This window comes from Aeromicrobium erythreum (assembly GCF_001509405.1).
Taxonomy (GTDB): Bacteria; Actinomycetota; Actinomycetes; order Propionibacteriales; family Nocardioidaceae; genus Aeromicrobium; species Aeromicrobium erythreum.
Map to the genome: position 1 here is coordinate 555,943 of NZ_CP011502.1, position 12,944 is coordinate 568,886.

General features: G+C 72.3%; 14 protein-coding genes and 1 tRNA gene. 7 read left to right on the forward strand and 8 right to left on the reverse strand.

Going from position 1 to position 12,944, the window contains the following annotated elements:
* Nucleotides 1–2: 2 nt before the first annotated feature.
* Entirely contained in the window at nt 3–914 is a 912-nt protein-coding gene (locus tag Aeryth_RS02715; protein ID WP_067854336.1) for an ABC transporter substrate-binding protein, read from the forward strand.
* A 108-nt stretch (nt 915–1,022) separates the two neighbouring features.
* Nucleotides 1,023–1,835, forward strand: a complete 813-nt coding sequence (locus Aeryth_RS02720) for an alpha/beta fold hydrolase (protein WP_067854339.1) — start codon at nt 1,023–1,025, stop codon at nt 1,833–1,835.
* A gap of 29 nt (nt 1,836–1,864) precedes the next feature.
* On the opposite strand, the gene gluQRS is transcribed toward Aeryth_RS02720, so the two are convergent.
* Together gluQRS and Aeryth_RS17810 are read right to left on the reverse strand one after the other, a co-directional pair.
* The gene (gluQRS, locus tag Aeryth_RS02725; protein WP_067854342.1) at nt 1,865–2,725 is read right to left on the reverse strand and encodes a tRNA glutamyl-Q(34) synthetase GluQRS; all 861 of its coding nucleotides are present in this window, start codon (nt 2,723–2,725) and stop codon (nt 1,865–1,867) included.
* Entirely contained in the window at nt 2,673–2,858 is a 186-nt protein-coding gene (locus Aeryth_RS17810; protein ID WP_067854345.1) for a hypothetical protein, read from the reverse strand. The genes gluQRS and Aeryth_RS17810 overlap by 53 nt, the downstream gene beginning before the upstream one ends.
* A 282-nt stretch (nt 2,859–3,140) precedes the next feature.
* On the opposite strand from Aeryth_RS17810, the gene Aeryth_RS02735 reads away from it, so the two are divergent.
* On the forward strand, nt 3,141–3,890 hold the full coding sequence (locus Aeryth_RS02735; protein WP_158509168.1) for an IclR family transcriptional regulator: 750 nt from the start codon (nt 3,141–3,143) through the stop codon (nt 3,888–3,890).
* A gap of 25 nt (nt 3,891–3,915) precedes the next feature.
* On the opposite strand, the gene Aeryth_RS02740 is transcribed toward Aeryth_RS02735, so the two are convergent.
* The 5 genes from Aeryth_RS02740 to Aeryth_RS02760 all read right to left on the reverse strand — a co-directional run bounded on the left by Aeryth_RS02740 (nt 3,916) and on the right by Aeryth_RS02760 (nt 8,215).
* On the reverse strand, nt 3,916–4,902 hold the full coding sequence (locus tag Aeryth_RS02740) for a cyclase family protein (protein WP_067854351.1): 987 nt from the start codon (nt 4,900–4,902) through the stop codon (nt 3,916–3,918).
* Nucleotides 4,895–5,200: a hypothetical protein gene (locus Aeryth_RS02745; RefSeq protein ID WP_067854353.1), complete on the reverse strand. Its 306-nt coding sequence runs from the start codon at nt 5,198–5,200 to the stop codon at nt 4,895–4,897. Before Aeryth_RS02745 ends, Aeryth_RS02740 begins: the two co-directional genes overlap by 8 nt.
* Nucleotides 5,197–6,534, reverse strand: coding sequence for a TRAP transporter large permease subunit (locus Aeryth_RS02750; RefSeq protein ID WP_067854357.1), 1,338 nt, complete (start codon nt 6,532–6,534; stop codon nt 5,197–5,199). The genes Aeryth_RS02745 and Aeryth_RS02750 overlap by 4 nt, the downstream gene beginning before the upstream one ends.
* Nucleotides 6,531–7,910, reverse strand: a complete 1,380-nt coding sequence (locus Aeryth_RS02755; RefSeq protein WP_083516205.1) for an RraA family protein — start codon at nt 7,908–7,910, stop codon at nt 6,531–6,533. The genes Aeryth_RS02750 and Aeryth_RS02755 overlap by 4 nt, the downstream gene beginning before the upstream one ends.
* A 229-nt stretch (nt 7,911–8,139) precedes the next feature.
* Nucleotides 8,140–8,215: transfer RNA gene (locus tag Aeryth_RS02760), tRNA-Glu, on the reverse strand.
* A 90-nt stretch (nt 8,216–8,305) separates the two neighbouring features.
* On the opposite strand from Aeryth_RS02760, the gene Aeryth_RS02765 reads away from it, so the two are divergent.
* The 4 genes from Aeryth_RS02765 to Aeryth_RS02780 all read left to right on the forward strand — a co-directional run bounded on the left by Aeryth_RS02765 (nt 8,306) and on the right by Aeryth_RS02780 (nt 12,071).
* A complete protein-coding gene (locus Aeryth_RS02765) occupies nt 8,306–8,647 on the forward strand; it encodes a metallopeptidase family protein (protein WP_083516561.1) in 342 nt (113 codons plus the stop codon).
* Nucleotides 8,640–9,302 carry a pirin family protein gene (locus Aeryth_RS02770; protein WP_067854363.1) on the forward strand — a complete coding sequence of 221 codons (663 nt, stop codon included), beginning with the start codon at nt 8,640–8,642 and terminating at the stop codon, nt 9,300–9,302. The genes Aeryth_RS02765 and Aeryth_RS02770 overlap by 8 nt, the downstream gene beginning before the upstream one ends.
* 115 nt (nt 9,303–9,417) lie before the next feature.
* Nucleotides 9,418–10,779 carry an FAD-binding oxidoreductase gene (locus Aeryth_RS02775; protein ID WP_236749802.1) on the forward strand — a complete coding sequence of 454 codons (1,362 nt, stop codon included), beginning with the start codon at nt 9,418–9,420 and terminating at the stop codon, nt 10,777–10,779.
* Nucleotides 10,776–12,071, forward strand: a complete 1,296-nt coding sequence (locus Aeryth_RS02780; protein WP_067854366.1) for a class I SAM-dependent methyltransferase — start codon at nt 10,776–10,778, stop codon at nt 12,069–12,071. Before Aeryth_RS02775 ends, Aeryth_RS02780 begins: the two co-directional genes overlap by 4 nt.
* 3 nt (nt 12,072–12,074) lie before the next feature.
* Here the strand turns inward: Aeryth_RS02780 and Aeryth_RS02785 are convergent, their stop codons facing one another.
* A complete protein-coding gene (locus Aeryth_RS02785; RefSeq protein WP_067854369.1) occupies nt 12,075–12,863 on the reverse strand; it encodes an exodeoxyribonuclease III in 789 nt (262 codons plus the stop codon).
* Nucleotides 12,864–12,944: the final 81 nt, after the last annotated feature.

Below are 12,944 nucleotides of genomic sequence, written 5' to 3' on the forward strand. Positions count from 1 at the left end.
ACATGTCCGTGCACAAGATCGGGCTCGGCGCCGCGCTCGCGGCCGCTGCCCTGACGCTGACCGCCTGCGGCGGCGACCCCACCGAGTCGGGCGCCTCCAGCTCCGACTCCGACACGATCGTCATCGGGTCGGCCGACTTCGGCGAGTCCGAGATCATCGCCGAGATCTACGCCCAGGCGCTCGAGGCCAAGGACGTCAAGGTCGAGAAGAAGCTGCGCATCGGCGCGCGCGAGGCCTACATCCCGGCCCTCGAGAACGGCGAGATCGACCTCATCCCCGAGTACACCGGCAACCTGCTGCTCTACTTCGACAAGAACGCGACGGCCACCGAGTCCGGCGCCGTCGACGACGCACTCGAGGACGCGCTGCCCGAGAAGCTGGAGACCTTCGAGCCGGCCGCCGCCGAGGACAAGGACTCCTACAACGTGACGTCGGAGCTGTCGGAGAAGGAGGGCATCACCTCCATCGGCGACCTCAAGAAGCTCGGCACCGTCAAGGTCGGCGGCAACCCCGAGTTCGAGACCCGCTCCTACGGCGTGCCCGGCCTGAAGAAGGTCTACGGCGTCGAGGACGTCGACTTCACGGCGATCAGCGACTCCGGCGGACCGGCCACGGTCAAGGCGCTGAAGGACGGCGACGTCGACGTCGCGAACATCTACTCCACGACCCCCTCGATCGCCGCCAACGACCTGGTGACGCTCGAGGACCCGGAGAACCTCATCGCGGCGCAGAACATCGTGCCGCTGATCAACGAGGCGAAGGCCAGCGACACGGTCGAGGACACGCTCGACGCCGTGTCGGAGCAGCTCACCACCGAGGACCTCATCGAGCTGAACGGTCGCGTCGACGGTGACGAGAAGGCCGACCCGGCCACGGTCGCCAAGGAGTGGCTGCAGGAGAAGAACCTCATCTGAGGTCCTTCGCGCCCACCCGACGCCCCTCCCCACGGCCTCACTCGAGGCAGGGGAGGGGGCGTCGTCGCACGCGGGCACGTCGCGCCGACCTGTGGCACCCTGTGACCCGTGCCACACGCCAACCTGCGCGGGATCTCCTTCCACCACACCGACACCGGCGAGCCCTGGCCGGGTGCACCGACCCTCGTGATGGGTCATGGTCTGCTGTTCAGCGGGTGGATGTTCCACCCGCAGGTGGCGGCCTTGCGCGACCGGTACCGCTGCATCACCGTCGACTGGCGCGGCCAGGGCGACACGCCAGCGGCCGAGGACGGGACCGCCGACATGGACTCCCTGACCGACGACCTGGTGGCCCTGCTGGACCACCTGGGTCTCGGGGCCGTGCACTACGCCGGTCTGTCGATGGGCGGCTTCGTCGGGATGCGCCTCGCCGCCCGGCACCCGGAGCGGGTCCGCTCGCTCGTGCTGCTGGACACCAGTGCCGGCCCCGAGGACCCGGACAAGGTGGCGCAGTACCGGCTGCTCGCCCGGGTGTACCGCTGGCTCGGCATCGGGCCGGTGCGCGGCAAGGTCGAGCCGCTCATGTTCGGTCCGCACCTGCTCGCGTCGCCGCGACGCGCGGAGGTCGTCGACCCGTGGGTGGCGAAGCTGCGCACCGTCGACCGCCGCGGCATGCGCGCCGCCATCCTCGGGGTCACCGACCGGCAGCCGGTGGTCGACGAGCTGCCCCTGATCACCGCCCCCACGCTCGTCGTGGTCGGCGCCGATGACGTCGCGACGCCTGTGGCGAAGGCGGAGGCGATCGCGGCCGCCATCCCTGGCGCGCGGCTCGAGGTCGTGCCGGATGCCGGTCACTCCAGCACCGTCGAGCAGCCGGAGGCGGTCACCCGGCTGATGGAGTCGTTCCTTGCCGATCACTGACCGCCCGGACCACCGGCCTCGTCGGCGGCTCAGCCGAGCACGGTCCAGGGTCGGCGTGGCACCGCCGCGGCGTCGAAGGACTCCAACAGCTCGGCCGGGGTGTCTCCGACGAGACCCAGCGACTCGACGACCATCGACCACGCGCGGTCGCGACCGAGGTCGGCCAGGGTCACCGCACCGTCGCGCTTCGCGAGCCGACGGCCGTCGACGTTGACCGCCAGGGGCACGTGGGCGTAGGTGGGCTGGGGCAGGTCGAGCAGCGACGCGAGGTAGGCCTGGCGGGCCGCCGACGTGAGCAGGTCGTCGGCCCGGACCACCTGGTCGACGTCCTGGGCCGCGTCGTCGACGACCACGGCGAGGTTGTAGGCGGGGGTGCCGTCGTTGCGGAGCAGCACGACGTCGTCCACGACGCCCTCGACGTCACCGTGGAGGACGTCGTGCACCGTCCAGGAGGTGACGGCTGCGCGCAGCCGCAGGGCGGCCGGCCGCGCCGTGGCCCGGGCGTCGCGCTGCGCGTCGGTCAGGTCGCGGCAGGTGCCCGGGTAGGCGCCCGGGGGCAGGTGCGGTGCGGTGGGCGCCTCCTGGACCTCGCGACGGGTGCAGAAGCAGGGGTAGACCAGGTCGGCGTCGGCGAGCGCCTGGACGGCCGCGTCGTACGCCGCGAGGCGCTCGCTCTGGCGGACCACCGGCCCGTCCCAGTCGAGCCCGAGTGCGAGGAGGTCGTCGAGCTGGCGCTGCTCCGCGCCTGGACGGACGCGGTCGAGGTCCTCCACGCGCAGCACGAAGGATCGCCGGGTCGAGCGAGCGAACAGCCAGGCGAGCAGCGCCGTGCGGAGGTTACCGACGTGCAGGTCGCCGGACGGCGAGGGAGCGAAGCGTCCGGCGGGCATCTTCGGAGTATGTCGGATGGGTCTCGACGTAGCGGACGACCATCGTCACGAGGCGGTGGGCCCCGAGCAGGAAGATGGCGCCGACGAAGAGCGTCAGGACGAGGCTGAGGAAGGTGAGGAAGACGACGACCATGTCGCCACTGTAGGTCGCGAACTACACCGTTCCAACTTGGATCTGCGCAGGTCAGACGGGATCTCCGGAGAATGGCCCATGGTGTGACCAAGATCACGACGGGCAGCTCGCGGACGAGGTCCGCGGCTCGCCCGGACGAGGTGCTCGGCACGCGCGGACCGGCCCCGGTCGTGGTCCCCGCGGCGGCACGACCGGCTGCCGCGGGTCCGTGGGGCGACGTCGACGCTCCCGTAGGATCGGCTCTCGTCGGGCAGCGCGCCCGAGACCTGAGGAGGCATGGTGGTGGCGGAGTCGAACGCGTCGACGATGCGCTCGCTCGACCGCGCCATCGACGTGCTCGAGGTCCTCGAGGCCGCGCCCCACGGCCTGCGGCTGAGCGAGATCGCCCGCCGCTCGGGGCTGCACGTGGCCACCGCCCAGCGGATCCTGGGTGCGCTCGAGACCCGCGGCCGGGTCGAGCGGGAGGACAACCGCTACCGCGCCGGGGTCGGCCTGCTCTTCGGGGCGCACGCCTTCCTCACCGGCAGCCCGCTGGTGCTGAACGCCCGTCCCGTGCTGCAGGACCTCGCCGCCGAGACCGGGCTCGCCTCGTCGGTCTTCGTGCGCACCGGCACCAGCCGCGCCGTCATCGCCCGCGTCGAGGGGTCCAACCCGCTGCGCTACGAGCTGCCCGTCGGGGAGCGGCTGCCGCTGCACCTGGGAGCGGGCAAGGTGCTCGCCGCCTACCTGCCGGAGTCGTTGCAGCAGCGGGTGGTCGACGAGGCGGTGCCGTTCGTCACCGCCAGCGGCGTCGAGATCGACGTCGAGGCGTGGCGCGAGGCGCTCGTGACGATCCGAGCGCGCGGCTACGTGGTCTCCGAGGGGGAGCGCGTCATCGGTGCCCGCTCCGTCGCGGCCGCCGTGCGCCTGGGCGACGACGTCGTGGCCGCCCTCCAGGTGGCGGGCACGACCGAGACGTTCCCGGAGTCGCGGATCGAGGCGTGGTCGGCAGCCGTGCGCAACGCCGCCTCGGCCCTCAGCCGCCGGCTCTGACCCTGTCGACCAGGACGCCTCTCGCTCAGCGCAGCGCCGTCGCGTTGGCCGGCGAGCCGACCCCGCCCTCGAGGTGCAGCGGCTTGACGACGACGAGGCAGTGCCAGCGCTGGTCCTGCGCGCACGCCGTCGCGAGGGCGTCGAGACGCCACAGCTCGCCGAGAGGCATCCCGAGGGAGGCGATGAGCTCCTGGTGCATCATCCCGGCGTCGTCGACGGCCGACCCGGCGAACTCGGTGTCGGGCACCACGGGCAGCCGCTCGACCGCGAACGTGTCCGTGGCGAACAGGGCGACCCGGTGGTCCCAGAGCCACCGGGGGAGCGCGCGACGCTGCGCGAACCCGGTGGCGCAGCGACGGTCGCGGACCTCGGTGCGCGCCTTCCGGTCCAGCGCCAGGTACCACGAGGCCCAGCCGGTGTGCACGAGCACGAGGTCGCCCGGCTCGACGGCGACGTCCTGACGCCGGGCGGCGGCCTCCAGGTCGTCGACCTCGAGGACCTCGCCTCGTGCGTGGTCCAGCGGCGCCCCGAGGTCGGCCCGGGCGGCCGCGACGTCGAGCAGCACGCCGCGACCCACGACGGGCCGTTCCGCCCAGCGCTGCACCCCGAGGGTGGGACTGCCGACGGCGATCTGCGCGTCGGCGTGCCCGTCGTAGAACCCCCAGTCCTGGGCGCGCCGGTGCCGCAGGCCGTCGACCTGGGAGCTCGCCTGCAGGAAGAAGTCGAGGCTGTCGTCGCGGGATTGCGGGTGCCCGGCCACGATCGTGTGCCGGGGCGCCTGGCGGGCGCGCGCCATGGGCGGGTCGAAGGCGGCGAGGCCGTGGTCGAGGTTCACGACCTCGCCCGTCCGCACCAGCGACGCCGCCGCGAGCACCTGCTCCGGTCCGGCGAGGTCGGCCATGCCGCGCTCGCTGGCCGGGTCGAACAGTCCCCAGGTGGAGCCGGGAGGGGCGTCACCGCGTCGCAGCAGGTCGTTGTACGACGCGGTGACGTCGAGGGGTCCGTCAGGCATCCTCGTCCCTCGCGCTGGCGGGCCGCAGGTACTCGAGCGCGAACGCGAACAGCCCGCACACGGTGGCGACCGTGAAGGTCGGCGGCCCGAGCCGCTCGCCGATCGCGGCCACCGCGGGACCGTCGCCGGCGACGAGCTGCACGGCCTGTGCCGCGACGAGCACGAACCCGCCGGCCAGGAACACCAGGAGCGTGACGACGAAGCCGAGGCGGAGGAAGGACCGCAGCCGAGCCGTCGCCGGCCTCTCGGACGGTGTGGCGGACGGATCGATGGTCGTCGGGTGGTCGAGGGGGTTCATACGGGCAGCACTCCAGACGCGATGAGGACGCCGATGCCCAGGATGGGCAGGCAGAAGTAGGTGACGAGGGGGCGGAACATCTTGGCGGGGTCGACCTGGGCGAGTCCCGCGGCGACGTAGATCGGCGCACCGGACGGGGGCGAGGCGCCCTCGGTCGAGGCGAAGATGAGGACGGCCGTCGCCGCCACGGCCGGCTCGACGCCGACGCCGATGAGCGCGGCCACGGCCACCGGGCCGATCGCCGCCATCGTGGCCGACGCGGTGAGGGGGATGGCGATCGCGACGACGACGGCACCGACGATGAGCGCCATGACCGGGCGGGGGGCGTCGACGGCCTCCAGCGCGGTGGTCAGCTGCGCCGGCAGTCCGAGCTCGCCGAGCACGTTCGCCGCCGCGAACGCGGCCACGATCGTCACGCCGATGACCCCGAACCGCGGGGCGGCTCCCGCGAGGAGATCGAACCAGTCGCGTCCTCCGCGGGGCAGGTGTCGCCGACCGAGGAACCCGACGATCGCGATCATCAGGACGGGGATCCAGACGATGAGGCTGAGCGCCTCACCGGTGTCGACGCCGACGTAGTCGCTGAGCCGTGCGGACGTCCAGCCCATCGTGAGCAGGACCGGCACGACCATCCCGATGAACAGCGTCAGCGAGGTCCACCCCCGGGAGAAGCTGCGCCCGAACGGCAGCCGGTCGGCGGGGTCCATCGCGCGCAGGTTGTACTTGCGGACCATGTAGGCGTTGACCAGGAGGCGCACGCCGAGGCACCAGAGACCACCGATCGCCAGCGGGATGACCAGCTCGTCCACGGTGAGCGTCCCGGTGGTCGCCAGGGCGCCCGTGAGGATGAACATCGTCGAGCTGAACGGGAAGGTGACGCCCATGCCGGCGCACCCGGCGACGACGCTCCCCGCGATCTCCGGGCGGACCTGGGCGCGCTTCATCCAGGGGATGGTGATCGAGCCGACCGCTGCCGTGACCGACGCGCCCACGTGGGCGACGGAGCCGAACGCCCCGGCAGCGACGGTGCTCGTGTAGACCGGTCCGCCGCGGACGCGGCCGAGCAGCGAGTTCAGGATGTCGATCATCCGGTCCAGCACCGGCGTCTGGCCCAGGATGTAGCTCATGAAGACGAACGCGAGGCCGGCGAACATGACCTGCTCCTGCGTGGCCTCCCAGAAGGCGTGGGTGAGGACGGTCCAGGCGTCGGCGCCGGCGAAGGCCGTGACGACGAGCAGGCCGACCAGCATGGCCTCGCCGATGTTGCGACCGAGGACGAAGTTCCAGACGATGATGGCCGCCATGTAGACGAGCAGGGCGATGATCGCGCTCACGACACCTCCTCCTGGGCCCGACGGTACGCGTCGACGGCCGCAGAGATGCCCTCACGACGCCGGGCCTCCTCCTCCTGCACGGCGCGAGCGGCGGGCAGGAGCGCGGGCGCCTCGTGCGGCCGGACGAAGGTGACGCCGTCGCCGTCGGCCACCACGAGGTCGCCCTCGAGGCACACGACCCCGCCCACCGAGACGGGCTCACCGTGGTGGAAGGGCCCGTTCTTGTAGGGGCCGGCGGCGTTGCGGGCGCGGTGCCAGATGGGGAAGCCCATGTCCTGCAGGTCCTCCGCGTCGCGGATGGCGCCGTCGATGACCATGCCGGCGACCCCCTTGGCGATGAGGCGACCGGCGATGAGCTCGCCGACCAGGGCGCGGCTGGTGTCGGCCTGCCCGTCGACGACGATCACGTCGTGCGGGCGGGCCTGCTCGATGATGCGCTGGATCCCGACGTTGTCGCCGCCGGCGACGGTCACGGTGCGGGCGCGGCCGACCATGGTCGCGCCGCGCCACGGCGCGTGCAGGTCGCGGGTGATGCCGAGACGACCGCGGGCGTCGCCGATGTTGGCCACCGGCAGGTCCGCCCACGCACGGAGTACGTCGGCGTCGACGATCGTGTGGTTCTCGGCGAGCTGCTGGTGCAGGGCCGCGGTCGCGCGGGCCATGACGGGCACGAGGCCCGCGTCGGTGATCTGCCGGGTGGCGTCGCGCATCTCGTGAGCGCGGCGTGCGGCGTGCTTGTAGGTGCTGTCGTAGAGCCGGTCCATCGCGACGGCGCCGTCGGCGAGCTGCTCGGCGACCTGCTCGCGGGTCCAGTCCTCGAGCCCGGCCGCCCGGCCGGCCTCGAGCGTCTCGACGATGAGCGCCGCGACCCCCTTCATCCAGCTCGAGCGGACCAGCTTGCGGGTGGCGGCGTCGCCGGGCGCACCGCCGATGTCGTCGACGTCAGCACCGAGCGCGGTGAACAACGAGGCGGCGACGGCGCTGCCGGAGCCGCTGACGATCAGCGGGGTACGGGCGCCGAAGGTCGGGACCGAGCCGATCACGGCGACGTCGGCGAGGAGGACGTCGTGCCCCTCCAGCGCGGCGCGGACGTCGTCCTTCAGGGCCGACGAGCCCGAGTTCATGTCGGCGAGGCAGGAGCCGGGACGCATCGCGGTGGCGGCCTCGGTGGCGACGGCCACGGCGGCCCGGGCCCCGGTGAGGCCGAGTACGACGTCGGCCTCGAGGACCGCGTCGGCGATCGAGGTCGCGCGGACGACGTGGTCGGGCGTGGGGACGTCGCCGGGGTCGTAGCCCGTGACGTCCCAGCCCTGCCTCGTGCAGGCGGAGGCGTACAGCGCGCCGGCTTCACCCAGTCCAAGTACCGCTACGTGCATCACATTCTCATTCCGTGAGAGGTTGTATCGAAACGAGTGTGAGGGGCAGCACATCATTCGTCAAGCGGGTCACGTGACGGGGGCCACGTCCCGGGCCCTGGAGATGCCCTGGGTGGTGCCGTCGGGGCACGCGGCGGGGCGTGACGCAGCACGACGGCGTCACGGCGCGACGCAGGAGGACGGCGCGGTGACGGGTGCGGGGAGGGCGGATCGCCGAGCGACCTGCCGGTGGTACCCCCTACGGGATTCGAACCCGCGCTACCGCCTTGAAAGGGCGGCGTCCTGGGCCGCTAGACGAAGGGGGCGCGGCGGACCCAGCATACGGGTGGCGGGCCCCGACGGCCTGCACGCCCGGGTCCCCACCGGCCCTCGGGCAGGATGGGGGCGTGGTGGAGATGAGCGAGGACCGGTTCGCCGAGCTGGTCGAGGCCGCGTTCGCGCAGGTGCCGCAGGAGCTGACCGCGCTGCTCGACAACGTCGTGCTGTTCGTCGAGGACGACGCACCCGCCGACGACCCCGACCTGCTCGGTCTCTACGACGGGGTGGCCCTCACCGAGCGCGACACCGCCTACGGTGGCGTCCTGCCCGACCGGATCATGATCTTCCGTCGACCGACCCTCGCGATCTGCGAGACGGAGGAGGAGGTCGTCGAGGAGGTCGGCATCACGGTGGTCCACGAGATCGCCCACCACTTCGGCATCGACGACGAGCGTCTGCACGAGCTCGGCTATGCGTAGCGAGGTGCGCCGCGCGGGCGACCGGTACGTGAGCGAGGGCGACGGCGTCCGGACCCTGCACTCGTTCTCCTACGGCATCCACTACGACCCCGCCAACACGGGCTTCGGCGCCGTCGTGGCCGTGAACGAGGAGGTCGTCGACCCGGGACGCGGGTACGCCGAGCACCGGCACAGCGACGTCGAGATCGTCACCTGGGTGCTCGAGGGCGAGCTCGCCCACCGCGATACGACGGGGACCCACGGCACTGTGCGCCCCGGTACGGCGCAGCGGCTGAGCGCCGGCGGCGGTGCGCGGCACGAGGAGCTGAACGCCTCGGACGTCGAGTCGCTGCGGTTCGTCCAGACGATGCTCCGCTCGCGGCACGCGTCGGCGCCGGAGTACGCGTCGCTCGACGTGCCGACGGGTCCCGGCCTGCACGCGGGCGTCACGTTGCACGCCGATGCGGAGCTGCTCGTCGCCCGGCCGAGCGTCGACGCGCCCCTGACCGTCCCCGCGTCGCCCGCCCTCCTCGTGCACGTGACGCGCGGCTCCGTGGAGGTGGCGGGAGCGCGGCTCGGCCCCGGCGACGCGCTGCGGGCCGAGGAGGTCGAGGACGACGTCGTGCTGGTGGGCGACGGCGAGGCGCTCGTGTGGCGGCTCGGCGCCGCGACCTGACGACCCGGCTTCAGGACAGTCCGGTGAGAGCTGGGCCGTGAGAGCTGAGCCACAGTAGTTGACGTTTGCAACCTCCGGGTGGCGTCTGGAAAAAGGCCGCACTTAGGCTGAGGTCATGGCTGACGTCATGAAGGGGTGGACCGAGCACCATCGCGCCGTCGACCGTCTGCTCGCCTCCTACGCGGCGATCCCGGCCGGATCGCCGGTGCGGCTGGCGAAGCGGACGAGCAACCTGTTCCGACCGCGTGCCGCGACCGACGCGCCGGGGCTCGACGTCACCGGGCTCGACGGCGTCGTCGCGCTCGACGTCGACGCGCGCACGGCGGACGTGCAGGGCATGTGCACCTACGAGGACCTCGTCGACGCGACCCTGCCGCACGGGCTCATCCCCTACGTCGTGCCGCAGCTGCGCACCATCACGCTCGGCGGCGCGGTCACCGGCCTCGGCATCGAGTCGACGTCGTTCCGCAACGGCCTCCCGCACGAGTCGGTGCTGGAGATGGACGTGCTCACCGGGTCGGGCGAGGTCGTCACCTGCCGACCCGGCGACGACCTCTTCGACGCCTTCCCGAACTCCTACGGCAGCCTCGGCTACGCCACCCGCCTGCGCATCCGGCTCGAGGCCGTCCCGCCGTACGTCGCGCTGCGCCACGTCCGCTTCGACGACGCCAAGCAGGCGGCGCAGGCCCTCGCCGACGTCACCGAGACCCAGCAGTGGCACGGCGAGCCGGTGCACGGCCTCGACGCCACCGCGTTCACGCCCACCGAGGTCTACGTGACGCTCGCGCGGTTCACCGACGAGCCGGGCCCGACGTCGGACTACGCGGGCCAGGACGTCTACTACCGCTCGCTGCAGCGTCGCGAGACCGACCGGCTGACCATGTACGACTACCTGTGGCGCTGGGACACCGACTGGTTCTGGTGCTCGGCCGCGTTCGGGGCCCAGCAGCCCCTCGTGCGTCGGCTCTGGCCGCGCCGCTGGCGTCGCTCCGACGTCTACCACCGCCTGGTCTCCCTCGACACGCGCGTCGGGCTGAGCAGGCTGCTCGACCGGGTCAAGAAGGTCCCCGGTCGCGAGCGCGTCATCCAGGACGTCGAGGTCCCCGTCGACGCCGTGCCGGCCTTCCTCGAGTGGTTCGACGCCGAGGTGGGCATGCGACCGGTGTGGCTGTGCCCGCTGCGCACCACCCGCGCCTGGGCCGGCTACCCGCTGGCCCCCGGCGAGACCTACGTGAACCTCGGCTTCTGGGGCACGGTCGTCGTGCCGGCCGGGACGCCCGAGGGTGCCGTGAACCGACGCATCGAGGAGCACGTGCACACCCTCGGCGGCCACAAGTCCCTCTACTCCGAGGCCTTCTACGACGAGGACACCTTCGCCCGGCTCTACGGCACCGCCGCGCTCGACGCGGTGCGCGCCGTCCACGACCCCGAGGGGCGCCTCAGCTCCCTGTACGAGAAAGCGGTGAGGAACTCATGAGCAGCATCCGCGAGAGCGAGACGTTGACGATCGCCGAGGCCGTGTCGCGCCTGATGCGCGACGGCATGCCGTTCCGGCTCGAGGCGTACGACGGCAGCAGCGCGGGGCCGGTGGACGCGCCCTTCACGGCGCGCCTGGTCAACGAGCGGGGTCTGGCCTACCTGATGACCGCCCCCGGCGACCTCGGCTTCGCCCGGGCGTTCGTCTCCGGCGACCTCGAGCTCGACGGCGTCTCGCTCGCCGACCCCTACGAGATGATGGCGCTCGTGCAGAGCCGGCTGCGGCTGCGCATGCCCGGCCCGGCCGAGCTCCTCCAGGTCGTGCGCAGCCTCGGGCTGTCGAACCTCAAGCCGCCGCCCCCGCCGCCGGAGGAGCACCAGCCCCGCTGGCGTCGCATGGTCGAGGGACTGCGCCACAGCAAGGCGCGTGACGCCGAGGCGATCCACCACCACTACGACGTCTCGAACCGCTTCTACGAGATCGTCCTCGGCCCGTCGATGGCCTACACCTGCGCCGTCTTCCCCGACGAGGACGCCACCCTCGAGCAGGCGCAGTTCGAGAAGTTCGACCTCGTGTGCCGCAAGCTCGGGCTCAAGCCCGGCGACCGGCTGCTCGACGTCGGCTGCGGCTGGGGTGGCATGGTCCGTCACGCCGCCGAGCACTACGGCGTGCAGGCGCTCGGTGTGACCCTGAGCCGTCAGCAGGCGGAGTGGGCGCAGCAGGCGATCAAGGACGCGGGCCTGGACCACCTGGCCGAGGTCCGCTTCGGCGACTACCGCGACGTCGAGGAGGAGGGCTTCGACGCCGTCTCCTCGATCGGCCTGCTCGAGCACATCGGGGTCCGCAACTACCCCGACTACTTCACGTTCCTGCAGGGCAAGCTGCGCGTCGGTGGTCGGATGCTCAACCACTGCATCACGCGCCGTGACGGATCCCTGTCGACCAAGGCCGGGGCCTTCATCGACCGCTACGTCTTCCCCGACGGCGAGCTGGCGCCCGTCGGCACCATCGTGACCGCCATGCACGACCACGGTCTCGAGGTCCGCCACGTGGAGGACCTGCGCGAGCACTACGCGCTCACGCTGCGCGACTGGTGCCGCAACCTCGAGCAGGGCTGGGACGACGCGCTCGGCGAGGTCAGCCTCGGCGTCGCCAAGGTCTGGGGCCTGTACATGGCCGGCTCGCGGCTCGCCTTCGAGCGCAACGAGATCGGCCTGCACCAGGTGCTCGGCGTCAAGGTCGGCGCCGACGGTGACGCCCAGATGCCGCTGCGCCCCACTTGGGGCAGCTGAGCCTCAGGCGAGGTCGACCACGACGGGGGCGTGGTCGCTCGCGCCCTTGCCCTTGCGCTCCTCGCGGTCGATGAACGCCCCGTCGACGCGGGCCGCGAGGGCCGGGGAGGCGAGCACGAAGTCGATGCGCAGGCCGCGCTTCTTCGGGAACGCCAGCTGCTGGTAGTCCCAGTAGGTGTACGTGCCGGGCCCGGGGGCGTAGGGGCGGACGACGTCGCTGAAGCCGGTGTCGACCATGGCGCGGAACGCGGCACGCTCGGGCTCGGACACGTGGGTCTTGCCCTCGAAGACCGCCATGTCCCAGACGTCGTCGTCCTGCGGAGCGATGTTCCAGTCGCCGGTGAGCGCGATCTGCGCGTCGGGGTCGGCCGCGAGCCAGCCCTCGGCGTCGGCGCGGAGTCGGGCCAGCCACTCGAGCTTGTAGGCGTAGTGCTCGTGCTCCAGGTCGCGACCGTTCGGCACGTACAGGCTCCACACCCGCACGCCGCCGCACGTGGCGCCGACCGCGCGGGGCTCCAGCACGGGCGGGTCGCCGAACGTCGGCTGGTCGGCGAACGACGTCGTGACGTCGTCGAGCCCGACCCGCGACAGCAGGGCCACCCCGTTCCACTGGTTGAGGCCGACGTGGACGTACTCGTAGCCCATCGACGAGAGCTCCAGCGCGGGGAACTGATCCTCGCGGCACTTCGTCTCCTGGATCGCCAGCACGTCGACGTCGTGCCGCTCCAGGAAGGCCGTCACCCGGTCGACGCGGCTACGGATCGAGTTGACGTTCCAGGTCGCGATACGCACCCCCCGAACCTACCTCCCCGCGTCTACCTCCCCGCGTCTCGGACACTTCCGGGGCACTCCACCTGCTTGGGAGCACCCGGA

Bases quoted from the DNA above. Each gene is read 5' to 3' on its own strand.
- Aeryth_RS02770 (WP_067854363.1), top strand. From the start codon at position 8,640: ATGCGTAGCGAGGTGCGCCGCGCGGGCGACCGGTACGTGAGCGAGGGC.
- Aeryth_RS02745 (WP_067854353.1), bottom strand. From the start codon at position 5,200: ATGAACCCCCTCGACCACCCGACGACCATCGATCCGTCCGCCACACCG.
- Aeryth_RS17810 (WP_067854345.1), bottom strand. From the start codon at position 2,858: ATGGTCGTCGTCTTCCTCACCTTCCTCAGCCTCGTCCTGACGCTCTTC.
- gluQRS (WP_067854342.1), bottom strand. From the start codon at position 2,725: ATGCCCGCCGGACGCTTCGCTCCCTCGCCGTCCGGCGACCTGCACGTC.
- Aeryth_RS02715 (WP_067854336.1), top strand. From the start codon at position 3: ATGTCCGTGCACAAGATCGGGCTCGGCGCCGCGCTCGCGGCCGCTGCC.
- Aeryth_RS02755 (WP_083516205.1), bottom strand. From the start codon at position 7,910: ATGCACGTAGCGGTACTTGGACTGGGTGAAGCCGGCGCGCTGTACGCC.
- Aeryth_RS02740 (WP_067854351.1), bottom strand. From the start codon at position 4,902: ATGCCTGACGGACCCCTCGACGTCACCGCGTCGTACAACGACCTGCTG.
- Aeryth_RS02775 (WP_236749802.1), top strand. From the start codon at position 9,418: ATGGCTGACGTCATGAAGGGGTGGACCGAGCACCATCGCGCCGTCGAC.
- Aeryth_RS02780 (WP_067854366.1), top strand. From the start codon at position 10,776: ATGAGCAGCATCCGCGAGAGCGAGACGTTGACGATCGCCGAGGCCGTG.
- Aeryth_RS02765 (WP_083516561.1), top strand. From the start codon at position 8,306: ATGAGCGAGGACCGGTTCGCCGAGCTGGTCGAGGCCGCGTTCGCGCAG.